The following is a 22,636-nucleotide window of genomic DNA, read 5'->3' on the forward strand; positions in this document are numbered from 1 at the left end:
GGCTTACCCTAATGGGAAGGAGAAGGAATTCGAATGCAGGCACAGGATAAGGGAATATACTCGTTTTCAACTTGCTGGAACATCAGGAAGCATACAGTTGGAGCAGATATGATACGAGAAATTGCAGAGCTAGGCTTCAGCCGGGTGGAGCTTAACTATAATGTGACGAAGGAAATGCTCACCACCATAGAGCCCATGATTGAGCGAGGAGAGATCGGAATCTCCAGTGTTCATAATACTTTCCCACATGATCCAGATCCAGATTACGGCACAGACTCTGTCTTGCTCGGCTTCGAAGATGAGGCGAAGCGGCAGCGAGCGATTGAATTGCTGGTAGGATCAGCAGAATATGCCCATCGCTACGGAGGGGAAGCCGTAGTTGTACATCCCGGAGAGGTACCCTTCCCAGAGGATATCAGCAAGGATCTTAGTAAGTTCTATAACGAAGAAGGGCCAGATTCACCGAAGTATCGCAGCAAGTGGGAGGAACTGATGGAGCATCGGCAGGCTCTTAGTTCGGGCTATGTCGAGAAAATTATCGTAAGTCTGGATGAGGTCTGTAATCGTGCTGCTTCCAAAGGTCTGAATGTGCGCTTTGGGATCGAGACGAGATCCAGACCCCAACAGATTCCTACACTCGCGGAAGCAAAGACGATCATTCAAGCACTTAAAGGAGCTCCGGTTGGTATCTGGTATGATACGGGTCATGCCATCATGATGGATCGACTAGGTCTCTATGATAGTGTAGGAGAAATGCAGGGACTGATGGACGATATCGTAGGTGTCCATATTCATGAAACGCTTGGACTTTCGGATCACTGGTGCCCATATGTACACAGCAAGGATATGCATTTCTATGATGCCTATCTGCCGATGATAGAGCGTGCACAGGTGAAGGTCTATGAGTTGAAGTCCGCCTGTCAACCGAGTGAGATTCACGAGAGTCATGACTTGTTAATGAAGAAGCTTGAAGTCGTAGAGTAATGCTGTTTGAATCTCCTGACGACTTTTAGTGAAATGTGGTATATACTGACGAGAAATTAGCTCGTATACAGGCGATGTGAGTAGCTTCCACCCTATGGAGGGGGTGCGTCATGTCCTTCGTTCATCGGGCAAATGCATTGGTATGGAGGGGAACTGCACATGTACAGACAACTGGTAAATAGTAATGACAGAGCAGTAGAACGAGGCATGGCCAGGCAGATGCTTGATCCAGAGAATCGATACTACGGGGGTACGATTGATCCGTATACAGGTGTGGCTTGGGTGAATCATACCACCGGAACGCCGACGGATATGTGCTACTGGGGAGCAGCGCTCTCTAATCCGGACTCGATCTATTACCGGGATGAGGCATTGTTAGACAGACTGCTATTGGCCACTGAATTTGTACTGCGCCTACAGCATGAGGATGGATCGATATCACCCGGCTGGACGAACTACCATTCCCCGCCGGATACCGCATTTGTCGTAGTAGGATATTCGCAGTTATATCAGCTACTCGTTAAGCAGGAATGGGCACCACTAGAACCCGTTCTTAACAATATACGTTTGTTCCTAGAGCGAACGATACCTGTGATGCTGACAGGAGGTTGCCATACGCCGAATCATCGCTGGGTGCTATGCGCGGCGCTTGGTTTCTTGCACGACATTTTTGGTCTGGAGGAAGCTGTGCAGCGCGCAGAGCAGTGGCTGGCAGAAGGCATGGACATTACGCCCGATGGCGAGTGGACCGAGCGAAGCAACGGAATATATAGCGCAGTAAGTGACATTATGCTCATTCATGCAGCGCGGCTGTTGAATCGTCCTGAGTTGCTGGAACCCGTGCGTCTTAATCTTCGGATGATGGTGTATCTGGTGCACCCTACAGGTGAGATTGTTACGGATTACTCCGGTCGACAGGATCTGGGTAGTGTGCATGATCTGTCCCCTTATTATCTGCCTTATGCCATCTTGGCAAGACTGGACGAGGATCCGCTTTTTGCTGGAATGGCTGCCTGGGCAGGAGATACGTTGAACGATCCGGGTGTATGCTCAGTCAATACACTCGTAAGGTTATTGTTAGAGCCCGAGCTTCAACAGACAAGTGGATCGCAGGATGTCTTACCAGAGCAGTATGAGGTTATATTGAACGAGCATTTTGTACGGGCGAACTATCTGGATCAGATGGAGGCTGTTGGCCACCATGGACGTATATCTCACAGCCGAATGCATACGGATTTTGGTGCACCTGTAGCTCGAATCCGAGATGGTAAGACCAGTGTAACGGTGATGACGGAGGTACCTCCTTTCTTCGCTCTGCGTCATGGCAAGGTGCGTCTACTTGCTGTACAACTGGCTTCCTACTTTAATCCAGGGTATATCCCGATGCAAGATATGACCCGTTTGCCTCAAGGGTATCGATTAACAGGGGAGCAGAAGAAGGGTTATTATGACCCGATTCCTGCTAATGAACTGCCAGAAACGGCGTCTTCAGATATAAGTCCGTGGTACCTACTTCCCCATCAGAGCCGCCGACTTACCCATGAGCAGACATTCCGTGTAGGAGCTGAGGTGTTACATACGGAGAACGGTTGGACAATGCATCTGACGGGGGAAGAACCGGAGGACATCATGATGCAGTTATCCTTTGTATTCGGGAGCGAAGGAGAGCTCACCTACGAGGACGGAACGGAGACAAGTGATGGTCATCACTTGTGGAGCAGCGGTAATTTGCGTTATACCTGCGGTGAAGACTGGATCGAGATCAGTGGGGGCGAAGCGGGACATTTGGCTCCATCGGTTCGTGAGGCGAAGCTGCCAGACAAGTGCAAGGTTGTGCTTCTTAACTTCATGACACCGTTTGATAAAACGATTCATATCTCACTTTCACCATCCATGGCGAAGAAGTTACAGGATCAATAAGTCCTCTTACGAAATTGAATATGGTTAACAAGAACGAGGCGGTATTTCATTCCAATTATGGATGATGGCATACCGTCTTTTTTTGCACATTTTTTGCCTAAATCACATGAAACTACATGTTGAGAAGCCTACCGCAAGATGTGGTATACTGGAGAGTATGAATGAAAGCAAAGAGGAGGTGCCTTGGAAGATGAAGGGCAAGCTACTGCGGGCTGAGGGAGACCTCGCCAACATTATACCGATTCATTTGGATGCGTCTTTCTTTTTTGAAAGAGCTGTCCGCTCGCTGGACCGTAATCACGTCGACAAGGCATTAAAATATTTTCGTAAAGCTGTTGAATATGAACCGGAGAACCCGGTGAATCATTGTAATATGGCGGGTATATTATCTGAGAAAGGGGATTACGAGGCATCTAATGCGATTCTCGCGAATGTATTGGATGTCGTAGATCCGTCGATGACCGAGTGTTATTTCTATATGGCGAACAATTATGCCAATATGGATCGGTTTGAAGAAGCGGAGCAAGCGTTAGTAACGTATTTGGAAGAGGACACCCAGGGTCAGTTTATGACGGAGGCAGAAGAGATGATGGAGCTTCTGTATTACGAGTTGGACCGCCCAGCTAAACTGAACCGGATCAAATCACGTAAGGGTGTTGTGGAGCATGATCATGCACGGGAATTATTAGAGGAAGGGAAATTTGCACAAGCAGCTGAACTTCTGGAGGGCATGCCACCTGATTATCCAGATTATCTGGCTGTACGCAATAACCTAGCCCTTGCCTATTATTATATGGGGCAGTTTCCCAAAGCACGTGAGACAATTGCCGAGGTACTTGAGCAAGAGCCGGGCAATCTGCATGCTCTGTGTAATCTGGCAATCTTCCATCAGAACGAGAACCGGACAGATCAAGTGCTACTATTAATCAAAAAGTTGCGTGTCATCGTACCTTTCCAACAGGAACAGGTCTATAAACTCGCAACCACGATGGGTATTTTGGGGCAGCATGATACCGCCTATGTACATTTTCGTAGATTGCTTAAAGCCGAAGAGACGGCAGCTGATCCTGCGCTTGCGCACTATGCTGCAGTTGCGGCCTTTAATACCGGACGCTATGATGCAGCCGAGCGATTATGGCATCATGTAAGCAAGCTTGATCCAGGGTCTGAAGTATCTCCGTTTTATTTGTCTCGACTTAAGGCGGTACAACAAGACGAGCTTCAGCCTGAAAATTTAAGCTACCATTACCATCTTCCTTTTGATGAGCAATTCAAGCAATGGGAGAACTACGGAAATGGCATTCCGGAGGAAATGAAGAATGATCCACTGATTCGTTCATCATTTTTCTGGGCATTACGCCATGGTGACCGGGCAACCAAGCTTCAAGTCATTCATGCGCTCGGTATGATCGGAGACTATGAAGTACAGCAAGCGTTACAATCCTTCATACAGGAATCCGATGAGCAGCAGGATCTCGTGGAAGCTGCTCAATCTGTACTGAACGAACTGCTTGCGAATGAACAACATTCGGAGCGGAGCCGCGCAGTACCACCGCTCTCAACGGTGGCCGCGCGATCTATTCAGAATGCAGCAATCAGCGCAGAAAGCTCGCAGACAGAATCCGTTTCTCATTGGCAAGCGGTCGTTGATCGTGCGCTACAGATGACGGAAACGAAAGCAGAGTTACAGCAGGAAATGGAACGTATATGGACCGATTATGTGTCCCGTGCTCATCCTGAAATGACAGCGATGAAGCATATTGAGGGATGGGCTGCAGGGCTGGAATATTTGGCTGCCAAAATTCACAGACGACCTGTAACCTATCAAAGTGTAGCAGATCGATATGGCATTTCGGCATCAACGGTTAGTAAATATGCGAAGCAGATTAACAAGGTGTGTAGTACGGTACCACCTACAGTATAATCGGATGATTTAGAGTGGTTATTCCTAATGTTTTAAAGGCATGACAGGGATTTAAGCGGCTTGAAGAACGATTGAGGAAGATTGGGATTTCATGAAGGATACATTTGCCTGCAAAACGGGTAAACTTAATGGATGGCTATTGTCACATTGATCTAGAAATGAACCAGTTCATATACTCTCAACCTAATCAAGGAGGCTGTATCTATATGTCTAAATACAGAACGATTGTGATTGGAACCGGACCTGCCGGATTAACAGCAGCAATTTATTTGGCGCGTGCCAACCTTAATCCATTGGTTATCGAAGGCCTTCAACCAGGTGGACAATTGACCACCACGACAGAGGTTGAGAACTTCCCTGGATTCCCGCAAGGCATTATGGGGCCAGAATTGATGGACAACATGCGGAAGCAAGCAGAGCGTTTCGGCGCAGAATTTAAGAATGGCTGGGTGGAAGAGGTAGACTTCAGTAAGCCCCCGTTCAAAGTGAAGGTTGGCGGCATTGGTGATCTCGAAGCCGATTCAATCATTATCTCGACCGGTGCATCTGCCCGCTACCTCGGTATCCCGGGAGAGCAGGAAAATGTAGGGCGCGGGGTAAGTACATGTGCGACATGTGATGGATTCTTTTTCCGTGGCAAAAAGATTGTCGTTGTTGGTGGGGGAGATTCCGCGATGGAAGAGGCTAGCTTCTTGACCAGATTCGCAACAGATGTAACCTTAGTGCATCGTCGGGACGAGTTACGCGCATCGAAGATCATGCAAGATCGGGCACGAGGGAACGAAAAGGTAAAATGGGCATTGAACCGTACACCGCTTGAGGTGGTGCCTGAAGCGCTGGGCGTGAAAGGACTTAAGGTACGGAACAATGAGACAGGCCAAGAAGAGCTGTTGGAGGCGGATGGCGTGTTCGTTGCCATCGGACATACACCAAATACCGGATTCCTCGGCAACCAAGTGGTGTTGGATGATCACGGGTATGTGGTTGTTAAACCAGGTACGACAGAAACGAACATCCCAGGTGTATTTGCTTGTGGCGACGTCCAAGATACGAAGTATCGTCAAGCGATTACTGCAGCCGGGTCTGGTTGTATGGCAGCAATGGACTGTGAGAAATTTTTGGAAGGCAGCATTGTGCACGACTGGAGCGAAACATTGGATAAATAAGCATGTTTGGCTTGATTGTCCACATAAGATTAGGAATAGAGACAACGGGAAGTCTCATGATGTGAGAGAAGCCGGTAGGCTTCTCTTTTTTTCTGAAACGAAAGTGGGCATGAGATCGTATACATAATGGGCATATTAGCTGTGAGGTGAAGACTTTGGGGGAAATGATAAAAGATTGGCTACAGAACACAACGGTCAGACGTTTTCTGATCCTGCTGTTGTTCTGTTTGGTTCTATTCAGCATGGGGAGTATGCTGCACATGATTTTGCTGTTGTTCCTTGTGACGTATGTCATGAATCGACTACAGCATTTCATTACAGGACAGTTAAATCGGCTGTTTCCGATTAACTACAAGGTCGTTGTCATCTTGCTATATTTGATTGTGATTGCGGCGATTGTGCTAGGAATATCTAAGTACTCGCCGAGGATTGTCGATCAGGTCATACAACTGACGAATGAAATCATTAAGTTTCTGGATACGGCTGAAGGCGATAATTATGCATCGAAAATTGCAGGGTATCTGCAGTCATTTGATATCAAGAACTATACGAATAATGCGCTGAAGTATATTTTTGCTCTAAGTAAAGGGCTGGAGTTTATTTTGCTGGTTATTATTCTAAGTCTGTTCTTCTTGCTGCAAAAACAAGAAATCGTCAAATTCACATCCAAGTTCAAAACAAGTAAGCTCGGCTGGTTCTATAAAGAAGTGGCTTACCTTGGAGATAAATTCGTATCTTCCTTCGGTAAAGTCATTGAAGCTCAACTATTGATTGCTGTGTTCAACACGGTTCTTACGATGTTGGGACTATGGATTCTTGGATATCCGTATCTGTTCGCATTAACGATTCTGGTATTCCTACTGAGCCTGGTTCCCGTTGCGGGGGTTGTCATCTCATTGGTGCCATTGTGTCTGATCGGGTATCAGATTGGCGGATTGCAGCTTAGCATTATCGTTATTGTCATGATTATTATCATTCATGCGCTAGAGACATATTTCTTGAATCCAAAGTTAATGGCGCACAAAACCAAGCTTCCAATGTTCTACACATTTATCGTATTGATTCTGTCACAGCATTTCCTCGGAATCTGGGGACTGATCATCGGGATTCCAATCTTTGTATTCCTGTTGGACATCCTTGATGTGAATAAAATGGAGAAATCAAACGAACCGATACGTGTAGATTCGAAGCTGTAGCTGAGTGTAACGCTTGTGAGTAGTGTGTCTTATATTTCTAATGTAGAATGTGAAAATAGTGAAGAACGCCTCCCTGACCGATCAAGGGGAGGCGTTTTTTGTGTACATTTTTGCGCTTGTGCTTGTATAAGAAATGCATAGCTCACGCTAGAATCATTAATTTTGGCGATATGTATTACATGAACAGATGATGGATCTGCTGCTATAACCAGCCCTTCTCTTGGGCAATACGTATAGCTTCTACACGATTCTTAGCCTCTAACTTATTGAAGGCTTCCGATAGGTAATTGCGGACTGTGCCGTAGGACAGATGAAGTGATGTTGCGATCTGGTTGGCATTCATGCCTGTGGCGGCAAGTTTCAACATTTCTCTCTCTCGTTCCGTTAGTGGATTAACACCTTTGGATGCGCCAAAAATAAGTTCAGGGGACACCTCTCGTCCGCCTCCCATAACACTACGAATGGCCTGAGCTAAGCGGTCACTTGGTTCATCCTTCAGCAAATAACCTTGTACGCCAGCTTGAACCGCACGCTCTAGAAAGCCAGGACGAGCGAATGTGGTTAGGATGATGATGCGGCAGGGGTTACCTTGTTGTTGTAAACGTTCTGCCACGTCAAGTCCACTCATGACTGGCATTTCAATATCCATCAAAGTGAGATCTGGTTCTAGAGAGGAGATCAGCTTCAATGCTTCTTCCCCGTTACCGGCTTCGCCAATGACTTCAAAATCATCTTCGAGATCTAACAGGGAGGCGAGAGCACCCCGAAGCATACGTTGATCTTCTGCAATTAAAATACGAATCATGATGATACTCCTCCTTGGGAATCACTTGCGATTAATGGAAAGAAAAAGGATAGCTCGGTTCCTGCTGAATCGGAAGAAATCTGAAGGGAACCATCGATTAAGTTCAGCCGCTCTGACATGCCCTTTAGACCGTTACCCTGAGGCTTGCTGGAATCGATCCCTTGTCCATTATCCCTAATACGTAGTTTGATCCCTTCCTGCGTGCGATGAATCAATAATGTACTTCGTGTTGCTTGACTGTGTTTGACAATGTTCGTGACGGCTTCAATCAGGCATAGGCTCGCCATGTTCTGCGTTAAGTCTGGCACATCATCGTAGGAGTCCTGCTCTTGATTTAATTGGAGTGTGATGTCCGCACTCTTTAACATCTCTATCGCATCTGCGACAGCTTCAGGAATGCTAATGGCTCGCATATCCGAGACGAGTTGACGCACCTCACGTAGGGCAGCACGGGAAGTCCGTTCGATCTCGCGTGCCTCCTGAATGGCTCGTTCTGGATTTTTGGCGATTAGCTTGGTCACGAGTTCACTCTTAAGGGTGATTAAAGATAACGTATGTCCCATGGTGTCATGCAAATCTCGGGCAATGCGCATGCGTTCTTCACGCTTAATCAGTTCTTTGATATGCTGCTGAGCTTCATCGAGCTGCACCTCCAGCTGTCGCTGTTGCATCATGGAACGAATGCCATAAGGAGACGCAATCATAATGAGGTAAAAAGGAGTGAAGAACATGAGCTGAGAAGCTGTCAGTGATGAGAAATGAATAGCAATGGGAATGGTCTGAAGAATAGCGAACGCCAATAGGAACAGGCGAAACATGCGTTTATCGGTATACCATCCAATAAAGTTCGCTGTGAAAAACCCGAGAAAAAACATGTTCGGATCGATAATCGTACTCAAGATCAGTACAGTAAGCATCTGTAGCGTAAGCCAATAGGAAAATATAACGGTTCCAGCTGTCATATACAACTGACGATAGGTCAGGATAAATACAAGGAAAGCAGAGAGTCCAATATATAGTTCGTGACCACGGGCTACCCATAAATAATAGACCGGCATGGCCAAGTAGATCATCCAAATGTAAGGATAGAAGCCATATCGCTTGGGGAAAATTTCAAACTTCTGAAGCATAGATGAGGGTCAAGCCTCCTTTTGTTTGCTGCGGATATAAGTGGATATTAACATAAACACGATCAGGTACGCTGTCAAAATTAGTATATCACGGAAAGCTGGCGCATGACCGCTGACGATAGCCCAGGCGCCATTGCCAAAGCTGTTCGACGGAAGCCAGCTTCCGATCTGACCCAGCCATGACGGCATAATATCGAGCGGCATCCACATGCCGCCAAGGAGAGCTAGTGAGAGATAGAGAGCGTTGCTAAGACCACTGGCGGTGTCGACCTTGCGTAACGTTCCGATGCAAGTGCCTAGAGCAAGAAAGGGTAGCGATCCAGCTAGAATCCATAGGGCGCAGCCCACCCATTGTAGAGCAGATAAGGAGACACCATTAATCAGATATCCAGCAGTAAAAATAACGATAATAGAGAACAGGTGCACCGTCGTCTGACCGACCATTTTGCCGCCAAAATAAATGGCATCAGATAGCGGGGTTACCCGCAGGTACGAAACCCAGCCATGTACACGTTCCTGAACCAAACGTATGCCGAGTGTCATGATGGATGAACCCATCACGCTGAAACAGGTCATGGACATTAAGTAGTGAGCATTCCACTGTTCTGGGTCAACCGCGTCCGTTGTGAAGATCCGGGTATATAGCACATAGAATAAGACAGGCATCATCAGAGACCAGAAGATAAAGTAAACGTTGCGAAACATGCGGAGCATCTCCATCCGCGATTGTACAAGCAATGTAGACATATTTATTGTTCCTCCTTCATCGTAGCAAGCAGCTCAGCGTAAGCATCGTCGAGTTGTCCCGTTTCAATACGGATATCCCGTACAGGTAGCTGGCGCTGGATTACATCACGAATCAGTGTGTCTGTATCGGTGGTGTAAAGACTCCAGCGTCCGTTACGACATTCCACCTGGTCAACGTTAGGTAGCATCGCAATCTGAGCTTCAATATGTATGTGAGGTGAGTTCGCGTTGTTGTGATCAGGCTGTGTGTCTGACGGGGAAGCTGATTCCCCAGGTATCATTCCATGCTGAGCGGAGAAAGAAAGAATGCGCTTGGTAAGCCCCGACTTGAGACTCTCCGGTGTTCCGTCCGCAATGATCCTACCTTCGCTAAACAGAATAATTCGATCAGCCGCTTCATCGGCTTCTTGAAGATAATGCGTGGTGAAAAGTACGGTTTTCCCCGCCTGTGTCAATTGGCGAACCTGTTTCCAGAAATGTTTACGTGTCTCCGAATCCATGCCTACCGTTGGTTCATCCAAAAATAAGAGCTTTGGATTGCCTGCCATCGCAAGGGCAAAGTTGAGGCTGCGTTTCTGACCGCCCGATAGTTTCTCCGCTCTTCTCCTCAGATCGATCTCTGATAGCCCTGTCAGGAGTTCAATTTTATCTATTGGAAGAGGATTACGGTAATAACTGTGAACCATGCAGATGATTTCGCGTACGGTAAGCCCATCAATGACACTTACATCCTGTAGCATGACCCCAATCTGCTGACGTACCTGCTGATGATTCGGGGACTGTCCTAATACGCTGATTTTCCCGGAGGTCGGCTTACTCATACCCAGAAGCATTTTCATCGTTGTGGTCTTGCCGGCTCCATTCGGGCCGAGGATTGCTACAATTGAGCCCGGCTGGATTTCAAGAGAAAGGTCGCTTACCGCGAGCTTGTTTTTAAATTGTTTGTTTATATGTTCAAGTTGGATGAGGGGGGAATTCATCTGTACTCACGTCCTTCGTTTTGATCTAACTTCATTTTAGAGGGCGAAGGAGTAAGGTTTTAGTAAGAGTTGTCATGACTTTTAGGTGACAACTGTCATCTTTTACGAATGGAACGAATCAAGATGCAATATGATTAGATGAGACTTCCTCTACTAAGGAGGGAGATTTAAGCGGTGCGTTTTGATAGAGAACATAGAGGGTGAATGCGCATTCAAGAAAAGGGTATGACAGTGTTCACAATAGCGCCAGGACTGGAGATAGCAAAGGTCTTATCATCCTTGACCCAGGCGTATCCTTCAATTATAGTTGGTACGTAGGATTAAACTATTTTAGATAGATAAAGGTGGCTTGCAGCATGTCTGAGAAAATCTACGTTGGGGTCGATCTCGGCGGAACAGCAATTAAGGTCGGTATATGCGATGATCAAGGTCAACTTAAGCATACGTATGAAGGACCGACAGAAGTGGATAAGGGCGTAGATACGGTTATCGCCAACATCGAGAAGTATGTCCGTCATATCGTTGCCGAGTCGCCGTATAGCTGGGAACAGCTTGAAGGTGTCGGTGCTGGAGTTGCCGGGTTCACGAATGTACGTGAGGGAATTATTGTCCTTGCCCCTAACATTGGATTTCGGAATGTACCTATTCGTTCGATTCTGGAAGAACGTCTGGGCAAGCCAGTCAAAATAGATAATGATGCCAATGTTGCGGCGCTTGGCGAAGCTTGGGCGGGTGCCGGCAAAGGTGTAGATAACTGTGTATGTTACACGTTGGGTACAGGTGTTGGCGGCGGCTTGATCTTGAACGGCAGTATATACCAAGGGTTCTCCGGTATGGCGGGTGAACTGGGGCATATTAATGTGGTGCCTGATCTGGAAGCAATTAAGTGTGGTTGTGGCAAAATGGGATGTTTAGAGACGGTATCGTCTGCAACGGGTATTATCCGTATGGCGAAGGATGCTGTAGAGCGTGGGGATCATACTTCACTTGCTCTTGTTGACAGAATTGCAGCTAAAGAAGTATTCGATGCTGCAAAATCAGGTGATGAAGTGGCGCTGCGGATCGTTAATCGTGCTGCATTCTACCTGGGTAAATCGATGGCTACAGTTGCGGCAGTTATTAATCCGGAAGTGTTCATTATTGGGGGCGGCGTATCCAAAGCAGGTGACTTCCTGTTTGACGAGATCCGTACTGTATATGCTCAATTAACCCCAGAACCGCTGCAGGGCGGCGTTAAGATTCTGGAAGCTACACTTGGCAATGATGCAGGTATTGTTGGTGCGGCAGGTCTTCTCTTGCGCTCCTAGTCCACTGTAACAGTATAAACCGACAGCAATATGATAAGGAGGGGACATATATGCTTGAAGGTGAAGTTTCACCGAACACAGGCGCCACGCTCATTATCATTACAGGTATGTCCGGGGCGGGAAAGACCATTGCAGTTCAGAGCTTAGAGGATCTTGGCTTCTTCTGTGTAGATAATTTACCACCCGTGCTGATTCCAAAATTCGCAGAATTGATCGAGCAGTCCAATGGTAAGATTGGCAAGGTCGCTCTCGTTATTGACTTGAGAGGACGTGAATTTTTCACAGCGTTGTCCGAGTCGTTGAACTACATTAAAGATCATTTTACCATCCATTGTGAAATTTTATTCCTGGATGCTACAGATTCTGTCCTTGTTCAGCGGTATAAAGAGAGCAGACGTAGACATCCTTTAGCTCCAGAAGGCATGCCGCTGGACGGTATCCGGCTTGAGCGCAAAATGCTGGAGGAGCTTAAAAATTCTGCAACCCAGGTACTCAATACCAGCACGATGAAACCAGCTCAATTGAAGGAACGGATTATATCCCGTTTTTCTCATTTAGAGAGCCATATGTTATCTGTAAATATAACGTCTTTTGGATTTAAATACGGAATACCGATTGATGCTGATCTGGTATTTGATGTTCGTTTTTTACCGAACCCACATTATATTGACCATCTGCGTCCAAATACAGGACAGAACAGCGACGTATATGAATACGTCATGAAATGGCCAGAGACACAGTCCTTTCTGACGAAGTTGCTGGATATGCTGCATTTCCTGATTCCGCAGTACCGGAAGGAAGGCAAGAGCCAGGTTATTATTGGAATCGGTTGTACCGGAGGCAAGCATCGTTCGGTAGCAATATCGGAATATTTGGGCAAAATGTTGGGAAGCAGCGAGACTGAGGCTGTTACCGTAAGCCATCGCGACGCTGACCGGGATCGTCATTGAAGAGGGTGAAGGGATGAAAGAAGCCGGACCACGAAGAGAACGTCCGAGAATTGTAGTCATGGGCGGAGGAACCGGATTATCCGTGATGCTGCGCGGTTTAAAAGAAAAGCCGCTAGACATCACGGCCATTGTCACGGTTGCTGATGACGGTGGGAGTTCAGGCATTCTGCGCAGTGAGCTGCATATGCCGCCTCCGGGCGACATCCGTAACGTACTTACGGCGCTAGCTGACGTAGAGCCACTGCTTTCGGATATGCTGAGTTATCGTTTCAACACAGGCGCGGGGCTTGCAGGCCACAGCTTGGGGAATTTGATTTTGGCGGCAATGACAGATATATCAGGCGACTTCGTAACCGCAGTGCGGGAGCTTAGCCGCGTGTTTGCTGTTCGGGGTGAGGTACTTCCCGCAGCGGGTCAGGCGGTTGTGCTACATGCTGAGATGGAGGATGGATCGATTGTTACAGGCGAGTCCAAAATCCCTGAAGCAGGTGGGCGCATTAAACGTGTTTTTCTTGAACCGGATCACGTGGAGCCGTTGCCAGAGGCTGTAGAGGCTATTCGTCAAGCGGATGCGATATTGATTGGGCCAGGTAGTCTGTATACGAGTATTCTGCCGAATCTGCTTGTACCCAAATTAGCTGAAGCTGTCGTTGAGGCTGACGCAGTTAAAATGTTTATATGCAATGTTATGACACAGCCAGGAGAAACCGATGACTATACCGTGAGTGATCATCTCAAAGCGATTCATGAGCATATAGGTCATCAGCTCTTTGACTATGTCATCGTTAATAATGGTGAAATTCCACTGCAAGTTCAGAATAGATATGCAGAAAAAGGAGCAAAACCTGTAGTATTAGATATGAATGTGCTGAAGAGTTCTGGATATCAGGTTGTCGCAGATACGTTGGTGCTATTCCGTACCTATCTTCGTCATGATGCCGACAAGCTCAGCCATCACATCTATCAACTGGTACAAAATTGGATGTTACGGAAGAGGTGAAGTCCCATGTCGTTTGCAGCACAGACCAAAAAAGAATTAACGATGATTGAGAGTGAACCGTGCTGCGAAAAGGCGGAACTTTCAGCCCTCATCCGTATGCTTGGTGCCGTGCAGTTATCGAATAAGAAAGTCATCTTAGATATTTCGACGGAGAATGCCGCTATTGCTAGACGGGCATACTCTCTGCTTAAAAAGCATTTTCAAGTGCATACGGAATTGCTTGTCCGCAAAAAAATGCGGCTGAAAAAGAATAACGTGTATATTGTTCGTATTCCGACCATGGTACAAGAGATTTTAAAGGATTTGTACATCGTATCCGAAGGCTTTATGTTCACACCAGGAATTAATCAGGAGCTGCTTCGGAAAAACTGTTGTAAACGAGCTTATCTCCGCGGTGCCTTCATGGCTGGTGGCTCGGTGAATAACCCTGAGGGTTCCTCCTACCATCTGGAGATTGCATCTATGTATGAGGAGCACTGCCAAGCCTTGGTTGATCTAGCCAATGAATTTCATCTTAATGCCCGGTGTATAGAACGCAAAAAAGGATTCATCCTATACATCAAGGAAGGCGAGAAAATTATTGAGCTGCTCAGCATCATTGGTGCACACCAAGCTTTGTTTAAGTTCGAAGATGTTCGCATTATGCGCGACATGCGGAATTCCGTGAATCGGATCGTCAACTGTGAGACGGCGAATCTGAACAAAACCATTGGAGCTGCTGTAAGACAGATTGATAACATCAAACTTTTGCAAAAGGAAGTTGGCCTAGAGTCCTTACCTGAGAAGCTGCGTGAAGTGGCTGAAGTACGACTTGCCCATCCTGATATTAACTTGAAGGAAGTTGGCGAGTTGTTAAAGGGAACAGTCAGTAAATCTGGGGTGAACCATCGTTTGCGTAAAATTGATGAGCTAGCCGAGAAGGTTCGTAATGAACGGATGGGGTAGGCTGTTAGAGGCCGGAGCTCTTACTTAGGTTAGATTTATTCGTATTTTAAACCGTTGTTGGGCAACATTAACTCATGTGCAGAGAAGCGGGGATTGGCGTCCTGAAGTGTGATTCCGTGTCAATATAATGTCCTTGATTGGGAGTTCATACCTGACTGGTTTTTTTCTTCTAGTGTCCTGCACGGGTTAATGGTATAATGTTATATAAATATAATTGTGTATTTAATGTCTAGATTTCATAATAGGGGGTAAGTTTCTATGACAAAGCACCCGGTAGTTGTCCGTTTGAAAACGGGTCTCCATGCCAGACCTGCGGCACTGTTCGTTCAAGAGGCGAATAAGTACTCATCTGAAGTGTTCGTCGAGAAGGACGACAAGAAAGTAAATGCAAAAAGTATCATGGGGATCATGAGTCTTGCAATCAGTACAGGTACGGAAATCCATATTAGTGCTGAAGGCGCGGACGCCGAACAGGCTGTAAACGCTTTAGTTAGTCTGGTTAGCAAAGAAGAGCTTGAAAACCAATAAGATATGACTGAACGAATGAAGAAGTCCCGAAAGGGGCTTTTTTGCGTTTCAGGGTCAAGCAATGCAACATTTTGGAATTTGCTCCGTCTGTTAAGGTATCAAATCACTTTGAATTTGAGATGTTAACTACAAGGAGGCTACGATCATGGGTAAAAAATGGATGAGACCGCTCGGTGCGGTACTGGTGGCAAGTACATTATTGGTTGGAGGAACAGCTTGGGTTGCTCCAGGGAATTACGCATATGCTGCTGAGGTTCAAGGCGTACAGCAGAACGTAATCAATGTTGTTGGTAAAGGTGAAATTCAGGTGAAACCGGACATCGCTTATCTATCCATCGGGGTAAATAGTACAGCGGAAACAGCGGCATCAGCTCAAAAAGCAAACGCAGCCAAAATCCAAAAGGTAACTAATTTGCTGAAGAATAAGTGGAAAATCAGTGAAAATGACATTCAAACAAGTCAATTCTATGTGCAACCTAACTACACATACAGTGAAAAAGATGGACAGCAAGTGAAAGGGTACACAGCTCATCACACATTGACAGTAACCTATCGTGAGATGGATAAAATCGGTGAGTTGTTGGATGCAGCTTCCCAAGCTGGCGCGAATAACATTGAAAATGTACGGTTTACTGTAGAGAACCCAGAGAACTATGAATCTCAAGTGATTGAGAAGGCTGTAGCTAACGCGGATGTAAAAGCTGGAGCGATTGCGAAGGCGGTTAAACGTCAGTTGGGTGCAGTATTATCTGTGAGCCAGCCTGATGCTAACGTGCCTGTATTCTATGCATCGGAGAGTTTGATGTCCAAAGCTACGGATACCGCAGCGGGTACTGAAATTGAAACCGGTCAGGTTAAAGTAAGTACAACACTGAACATCACATATGAGATGAAGTAAGATACGTTGTTCATATTTAGATATTTTGTATAAACAAGCGACCACCTGCTCTACGCAGGTGGTCGCTTTGCTTTTTTTTAATATTGCAGATGAGATCTACATTGTTTTGCCCATGATACAGCTTAACGGTTAGTGTGTTGCAAGTGGGCGAAATTCAAGATTTATTTGCGTTCATCGTGAAGTTTTAAGTGGATTGCTAGTGGGCCTAGAATCGATTAGGGTCAAAGACCGGTAGTTGAAGTTTATATGCAAGATAGACCTCCGGATTGTAAGGAATGGCGATGGTTGCTACTCCGTTTTCCAATACATCGGTTGGTATAGCGGTGGATGTTGCCTCGTATCTATTGAGCATATCCACCGGAATGTCCATTAGCACTTTGCTGTAATCGTTGCTTAATATCTTCACATGGAGCATCTCTCCATTATTCTTATAATTCTGCATCCGAATTCTTAACGTGCGATTGTGATTCAACACAACTTCTATATTACGAAATACAGCGCGATCAGGATTGCTCATCTCATAAGGTTGAGTACCTACAAAAGAAGCAGATTCCCCGGTTACCTGCTTTACTTCTTCCACAGTTGCTCGATAAGCGAGTGGTGCAGGTGTCATGGCAGCATCCGTTTTACGTTCCTCATCACTGAATTGTAGCTCGGTATTCATGACATGTTTGCTTGCAATGGATACTTTAAGTCCAAGATCCTTGTTCCATTGCCCCAGTGGAAGATAAACCTTACCCCCGACAACCTGTTGCTTGCTTTGACTCACGGCTAGCTTACTGGTTCTGCTATTCCGCTCAAATAACAGGTCTCCCCCTTGAATTTCATATTTAATATGGAAGGCATTCGTGAACTCCTCTAAAGGAACATAATATAAGCCATTCATGTAGAACGTAGGTTGTCCGTTATAACGAAGCATGCCTTCACCAGAGGTGATTGCTACAGGTAGTGTCAAAAAGAACATGCCTTCATACGAGAAGGAGTCCCAATAATTCACCCAATCTCTATATTGACTATACTCAATCTTAAAGTGTTTTCCTTCCGGAATATAGTAGAAGGAAGGTGGGTATGCCTGTGGGTTAGAGAAATAATAATCGATGACATACAAATCATCTGAGGCCCATTGTATTCCTTCCACGCTCGCCCGGTACAAGCTTTCGTAGGATCGAACCTGCTTCAATGTTTTGAGATCATATACAAGCACTTTGCTTGCCTTAGTTTTCTTGATTCCTACCGAGGGATCAGCGATCAATACCAAATACTTAAGATTAGGCGAGACGAATGTTTTTACATCTCTGACTTCGCCTTTAAAAAGTGAGGTCGCTTTTCCGCCGCGAATCCCCTCTACAACCGCACGGTAGGTCTGTTCTTTATAAGTGCTGGTCCACTTAATTTTTGTGTCTCCTGCCATAAACGTCTTACTGGAGACAGGTTGTTTGGTGTCGTACACAATGTCATTTTTGGTTACTTTCACGGGGCTACCCTTTAATCCGCCGAATAAGAGGGTGAAGCAACTGGTGAATTTTGCGTCAGGGCAGTATACACCAAAAGGTGTGGACGAAGTTGAACGATTTGTACTGAATTTAGTATCTGTCACATCTTGGCTCGTAATAATGCTGCCATTGGATAAAACTCGTTTGTTATCTACAAGGGAATAGTACTGGGTATCACCGTTATCCGATCTTACGGAGTACAGCCCTTGTTTGGCCCAAAGTTTGAGCCATTTGTTGGATTTGATCTCTGTGATTTTGCGAAGCTTAATGGAGGCATAGTCATATTCATAAATGACGGCACCTGTGTTCAGGTAGGCTAATGTATAAGCCTTCAAACCTTGTGGGGTGTCTACGACAACACCGTCTTGTTGGTTGAATCCGTTAGTCGATGTGAATCGATATGAAGAGGGCTGCAACGATGAGTCGGTGAAATCATACTCCTTAACCTTTTTCATACCTGTGTCATAACTAATTACCGTTGTCCGTACAGTGACTTGCTGTTGTCTTTCATCAAATATGTAGGTTGTGCGGTGTCTTACTTTTTCCTTGCTACCTTCTGTAGCTGCTGCTGAATGTCCAGTCTCGGGATGAATTGTGAGCAATAGGGAACAGATCAACAACAGGGCAATACATTTCCTAATAATCATATAACGTTTCCTCTTTCCTCTTCTCATATTGTCTTTTTTTCAAAAGGTGTGCGGGTTAACCCTAATTCATAATATCGGTGAGTTTACTCATGTTGTTTAATGAATTATTGGATGGGTTGAACGCTGTTTATCGTTCATTTGGTATCTTTTTTGTATATATGTTCGTGACAAAACGGTCATTTTCGGTGCAATTTATTTCAAGTTAATCGTCAAGATTGTAACTGGAGCTGTAAACCTTTCCTCAAATGGGTTAATTATAATAAAGAGGTGAGCGTATGAGGCGTTGTCGTTCAAAATACATACGCAATGAACCCTTAGTGCGAATTTAGAGAGGAGTTTTTATATATGACATCATGGAAGAAATGGACAAGTGCGTTGCTGGCAGCTGGAATTATTGTAGGTAGCGGAGCAGGGTGGCAGGAAGGTTCGGTTCAAGCAGCTTCTGTCTCATCCAAAGTGACGGCACCTATCGAAGTAACGCTGAAATCCGCAGGTAAGACGCTGACTCAAAAAGGGCTTCTGCAGGGTGGATCTACATGGGTATCTCTAACTGCGGTCAAAGATGTTGCCGGCGGAACGTTAACGTATGACGCGAAGAACAAAGAGTATACGCTGGCCGCAGCTAACAATAAGATGAGAATTAGTCTAGCTGATGGATCACCAATGCTTAGAGTGAATAACTACTATCCGGGCGTTGAGGCGAAGCTGATTCAAGGGCGTTTATACATTCCTTTCTCAGCGATGAGAGATTATCTGGGAGTACAAGGAAGCTGGAATGGGCAAACGAAGACGTTGACACTTAGTAAAGTGAAGCAGAACAATGTAACGGTAAAAGCAACTACGGTGAAAGTGAATGTGAAAAATGCTGAAGTGGATATTCAATATCCGCAAGTAAGTGGACTTGGCAATGACAAGGCTGAAGCGGCAATCAATAAAGTGCTGAAGGATGAGGCTGATACATTTGTAGCAGACTTCAAGAAGCAAGCTGGTGAATATGGAGCTGCCACTGCGGATCGCCCATATGCTTTTGAGAGCACATATGTTGTGACATATAACGAAAATGGCGTGCTGGGACTCATTACACAGCGCTATGAGGACTACGCGGGAGCTCATGGCATGACGTTCCGTACAGGACACACATTTGATCTAGCAACGGGCAAAGAACTGACGCTGAATGACGTGCTTCAAAACAATACAGCGATGCGTGACACGCTTGGCAAAAAAGTAGGAACTCAGCTTAAAGCACGTGGCGGTTACCTGGACGGATATACTGGTTTGAACAAAGATCAGGACTTCTACGTTACGCCAACAGGTATTGTCGTGTTCTTCCAACTGTATGAGTACACTGCATATGCTGAAGGGTTCCCAGAGTTCCCATTCACGTACAAAGAAGTGCTTCCTAAAGGTGCAACGCCATTCAGTGGAGTAGCGGCTGAAAAGTAAGAGAAGAAACGTTATCATATGTTCAATAAATTATTGGATGTATCACGTATAGAACAGAAGCTTAACGACGCGTAGTTGCAGTTGCTATCATCATAAAATCACAAAAAAACCCCACCATTCGTAGAATGGTGGGATTTTATTAGTTCATAGTTAGAAGCCAAGAAGGCTTCAACTCATGACTTTATAGGTGAGTTCACGATTATACGCCTTCTGAACCTACTCTTTCGATAACTTTATCAATGATACCATAATCGGCAGCTTCAGCAGCACTCATGAAGTAGTCACGATCTGTATCTTTCTCGATACGCTCCAGGGGTTGACCGGAACGCTCGGAGATGATGCGGTTCAATGTGTCACGCATTTTCAGAATGCGACGAGCACGAATTTCGATATCTGTAGCTTGACCTTGTGCTCCACCAAGTGGTTGGTGAATCATGATCTCACTGTTAGGCAATGCAAATCGTTTACCTTTGGCACCCGCATTAAGCAAGAATGCGCCCATGGAAGCTGCCATACCTACGCAGATTGTAGATACATCTGGTTTGATGAATTGCATTGTATCGTAAATGGCCATACCGGCTGTGATGGATCCGCCTGGGCTGTTGATGTATAAGTGAATGTCTTTCTCTGGATCTTCTGCAGCCAAGAATAACATCTGTGCCATAATGGCATTCGCCACAACGTCATTCACGTCGCTGCCAAGGAAGATGATACGATCCTTCAGCAATCTGGAATAGATGTCATAGGCCCGCTCACCGCGGTTGCTCTGTTCAACGACCATTGGAATATAACTCACGTGAAAAACCTCCTCGGAAATGTAAATGTTAAATTGGTGTTTATATTTAAACTGTTACCGTATTACCCACATCATAAACAATTCCAAACAAAAAGTCAAAGAAAGTCAAACTAACTTTGAAAAAAAAGAAACCTTTCCGGTTTCATTGGTTAAAAGGGTTATGTACTACGAAATAAGAATGGCGCGCCCGCCAAGAATCGAACTTGGATCTCAGGCTTCGGAGGCCTACGTCATATCCATTGGACCACGGGCGCACATGAATTGTTGGCTACTCTTTCGTAGCACGGATGCTTGCACATCAATGAGCTTCAAATATGTGACAGCATTAATGATTATATCTTAAGCGTGGTCGAAATGCAAGCAAATGATCAGCCTCGTGGTTTGGAATACAACGAAAATGATCATGCTGAAGATAAGTGGATAAAGAACGCATTTAAGTACATGCTATAAGAGGTTTTGCACATGTTGAGCAAGGTAGGGATGGAGCCATATATAGATGATAATTTAGTCTTTCTTCTATATATAGTGTGAAACAGATTCAACGCCTACGAGAAGCTCAAGATTGTGAAAATAAGCGCGTACAAGCTTAGAGAAACGTTATGAAATGGGGCATTTGAAACACTTGCATGTCGCGTCAGTTTTAGGTAGAATAGACGTGGGACTTAAAAAGTTAACCCGGGACATTTTGAGGCCATGAAAGAGAGCTTGGAACGAGAAGCTTGCGGGAGTGGAAAGCATGCGAAAGATTTTAGAAGTGCAAAAGCAGCTTCTGCCTGATCTCATGGATATCTTGAAGAAGAGGTATACGATTCTACACCAAATCATGTTATCGGATGTGATTGGACGAAGAACGTTAGCTAATTCCATGCAGATGACCGAGCGGGTTCTGAGGGCTGAGACCGATCTATTAAAGGCTCAGGGACTTATTGAAATTGACAGTACAGGAATGAAGATCAGCGAGGCAGGTCATGATTTGCTGCAGCAGTTAGAGCCCGTTGCCAAAGAGCTGTTCGGATTATCCGAACTGGAAGAGCGCATCAAGCAAGCCTACGGTCTGCAAAAGGTAGTCGTTGTTCCTGGCGATTCGGACGTATCTCCATTTGCCAAACGGGAACTGGGCAAGGCCGGAGCAAAGGCTCTTGGCAATATTATGAATGATAACGACGTTGTTGCCGTAACTGGCGGTTCAACAACGGCTGAAGTTGCAGAGCAGCTTAATCCGCCAACACCACTCAAAGGTGTCTGGTTCGTCCCTGCACGCGGTGGACTAGGAGAAAGCCTCGAAATTCAGGCCAATACGATCGCATCCACGATGGCAAAACGGGTAGGAGCACAATACAAACTCCTGCATGTACCGGATTTGCTTAGTGACCATGCCTATGAATCCCTTGTTCAAGATCCGGGTGTCCAGGAGATTCTGCAGCTGATTAGACAATCGCGCATCGTTATTCACGGAATCGGTGATGCCGTGGAGATGGCACGGCGACGTAAACTTGCTACAGAGATCGTGGAAGAGCTTCAGGAGCAAGGAGCCGTATCGGAATCATTCGGTTATTATTTTAATGATCAGGGTAACGTGGTTCACACCATGCTTACACTCGGCATGCGACTTCAAGATATCGAACGAACCGATGTAGTGATCGGGATTGCGGGTGGCAAAAGCAAAGCGGCTGCCATTCACTCCGTGCTTAGATTCGGCCAGGAAGATATATTGATTATTGATGAGGCTGCTGCCAAAGTCATCGTTGCCGAACTGGAATAGGAATTTGTTTTCTAG

19 protein-coding genes and 1 tRNA gene are annotated in these 22,636 nt (G+C 45.8%); 13 read left to right on the forward strand and 7 right to left on the reverse strand.

Annotated elements, in window-relative coordinates; translation table 11 throughout:
- The first annotated feature begins 33 nt into the window (after positions 1–33).
- The 5 genes from ASD24_RS10450 (at position 34) to ASD24_RS10470 (ending at position 7,190) form a co-directional block, all read left to right on the forward strand.
- Complete coding sequence (locus tag ASD24_RS10450) at positions 34–984, forward strand: sugar phosphate isomerase/epimerase family protein (RefSeq protein WP_056695240.1); 951 nt, start codon at positions 34–36, stop codon at positions 982–984.
- A gap of 159 nt (positions 985–1,143) precedes the next feature.
- Entirely contained in the window at positions 1,144–2,904 is a 1,761-nt protein-coding gene (locus tag ASD24_RS10455) for a hypothetical protein (protein ID WP_056695242.1), read from the forward strand.
- 190 nt (positions 2,905–3,094) lie between these two features.
- Positions 3,095–4,828 carry a tetratricopeptide repeat protein gene (locus tag ASD24_RS10460; protein ID WP_056695244.1) on the forward strand — a complete coding sequence of 578 codons (1,734 nt, stop codon included), beginning with the start codon at positions 3,095–3,097 and terminating at the stop codon, positions 4,826–4,828.
- 206 nt (positions 4,829–5,034) lie between these two features.
- The gene (trxB, locus tag ASD24_RS10465; protein WP_056695247.1) at positions 5,035–5,994 is read left to right on the forward strand and encodes a thioredoxin-disulfide reductase; all 960 of its coding nucleotides are present in this window, start codon (positions 5,035–5,037) and stop codon (positions 5,992–5,994) included.
- A gap of 164 nt (positions 5,995–6,158) precedes the next feature.
- Positions 6,159–7,190, forward strand: a complete 1,032-nt coding sequence (locus tag ASD24_RS10470; protein WP_082560370.1) for an AI-2E family transporter — start codon at positions 6,159–6,161, stop codon at positions 7,188–7,190.
- A 202-nt stretch (positions 7,191–7,392) separates the two neighbouring features.
- On the opposite strand, the gene ASD24_RS10475 is transcribed toward ASD24_RS10470, so the two are convergent.
- From ASD24_RS10475 to ASD24_RS10490, 4 genes are read right to left on the reverse strand one after another with little or no spacing between them, the layout of a single operon-like run.
- Positions 7,393–7,995 carry a response regulator transcription factor gene (locus tag ASD24_RS10475; protein ID WP_056695248.1) on the reverse strand — a complete coding sequence of 201 codons (603 nt, stop codon included), beginning with the start codon at positions 7,993–7,995 and terminating at the stop codon, positions 7,393–7,395.
- Complete coding sequence (locus ASD24_RS10480) at positions 7,992–9,125, reverse strand: sensor histidine kinase (RefSeq protein ID WP_056695250.1); 1,134 nt, start codon at positions 9,123–9,125, stop codon at positions 7,992–7,994. Before ASD24_RS10480 ends, ASD24_RS10475 begins: the two co-directional genes overlap by 4 nt.
- Positions 9,126–9,134: 9 nt before the next feature.
- Entirely contained in the window at positions 9,135–9,872 is a 738-nt protein-coding gene (locus ASD24_RS10485; RefSeq protein ID WP_056695252.1) for an ABC transporter permease, read from the reverse strand.
- A gap of 2 nt (positions 9,873–9,874) precedes the next feature.
- The gene (locus ASD24_RS10490; protein ID WP_056695253.1) at positions 9,875–10,852 is read right to left on the reverse strand and encodes an ABC transporter ATP-binding protein; all 978 of its coding nucleotides are present in this window, start codon (positions 10,850–10,852) and stop codon (positions 9,875–9,877) included.
- Positions 10,853–11,208: 356 nt separating this feature from the next.
- Between ASD24_RS10490 and ASD24_RS10495 the strand changes: the two genes are divergently transcribed.
- From ASD24_RS10495 to ASD24_RS10520, 6 genes are all read left to right on the forward strand, one after another.
- On the forward strand, positions 11,209–12,159 hold the full coding sequence (locus ASD24_RS10495) for an ROK family glucokinase (protein ID WP_056695255.1): 951 nt from the start codon (positions 11,209–11,211) through the stop codon (positions 12,157–12,159).
- 50 nt (positions 12,160–12,209) lie between these two features.
- Positions 12,210–13,109: an RNase adapter RapZ gene (gene rapZ / locus ASD24_RS10500; RefSeq protein WP_056695257.1), complete on the forward strand. Its 900-nt coding sequence runs from the start codon at positions 12,210–12,212 to the stop codon at positions 13,107–13,109.
- A gap of 13 nt (positions 13,110–13,122) precedes the next feature.
- Positions 13,123–14,109, forward strand: coding sequence for a gluconeogenesis factor YvcK family protein (locus ASD24_RS10505; RefSeq protein ID WP_056695259.1), 987 nt, complete (start codon positions 13,123–13,125; stop codon positions 14,107–14,109).
- Positions 14,110–14,115: 6 nt separating this feature from the next.
- On the forward strand, positions 14,116–15,054 hold the full coding sequence (gene whiA, locus ASD24_RS10510) for a DNA-binding protein WhiA (protein ID WP_056695261.1): 939 nt from the start codon (positions 14,116–14,118) through the stop codon (positions 15,052–15,054).
- A 258-nt stretch (positions 15,055–15,312) separates the two neighbouring features.
- Positions 15,313–15,582 (forward strand): HPr family phosphocarrier protein, encoded by a 270-nt coding sequence (locus ASD24_RS10515; protein ID WP_056695263.1) that lies wholly within the window; start codon positions 15,313–15,315, stop codon positions 15,580–15,582.
- 145 nt (positions 15,583–15,727) lie between these two features.
- Positions 15,728–16,480 (forward strand): SIMPL domain-containing protein, encoded by a 753-nt coding sequence (locus tag ASD24_RS10520; RefSeq protein ID WP_056695265.1) that lies wholly within the window; start codon positions 15,728–15,730, stop codon positions 16,478–16,480.
- A gap of 205 nt (positions 16,481–16,685) precedes the next feature.
- Here ASD24_RS10520 and ASD24_RS10525 read toward each other — a convergent pair whose 3' ends face one another.
- Positions 16,686–18,620, reverse strand: a complete 1,935-nt coding sequence (locus tag ASD24_RS10525) for a hypothetical protein (RefSeq protein ID WP_056695267.1) — start codon at positions 18,618–18,620, stop codon at positions 16,686–16,688.
- 345 nt (positions 18,621–18,965) lie between these two features.
- Between ASD24_RS10525 and ASD24_RS10530 the strand changes: the two genes are divergently transcribed.
- Positions 18,966–20,063: a PdaC/SigV domain-containing protein gene (locus tag ASD24_RS10530; RefSeq protein WP_056695270.1), complete on the forward strand. Its 1,098-nt coding sequence runs from the start codon at positions 18,966–18,968 to the stop codon at positions 20,061–20,063.
- Between the two features lie 199 nt (positions 20,064–20,262).
- On the opposite strand, the gene clpP is transcribed toward ASD24_RS10530, so the two are convergent.
- Complete coding sequence (gene clpP, locus ASD24_RS10535) at positions 20,263–20,859, reverse strand: ATP-dependent Clp endopeptidase proteolytic subunit ClpP (RefSeq protein WP_056695272.1); 597 nt, start codon at positions 20,857–20,859, stop codon at positions 20,263–20,265.
- Between the two features lie 179 nt (positions 20,860–21,038).
- Positions 21,039–21,113 (reverse strand) — tRNA-Arg (locus ASD24_RS10540).
- A gap of 482 nt (positions 21,114–21,595) precedes the next feature.
- Here ASD24_RS10540 and ASD24_RS10545 point away from each other — a divergent pair.
- Positions 21,596–22,621: a sugar-binding transcriptional regulator gene (locus ASD24_RS10545; RefSeq protein WP_056695275.1), complete on the forward strand. Its 1,026-nt coding sequence runs from the start codon at positions 21,596–21,598 to the stop codon at positions 22,619–22,621.
- Positions 22,622–22,636 lie beyond the last annotated feature (15 nt).

The organism is Paenibacillus sp. Root52 (assembly GCF_001426865.1).
GTDB lineage: Bacteria > Bacillota > Bacilli > Paenibacillales > Paenibacillaceae > Paenibacillus.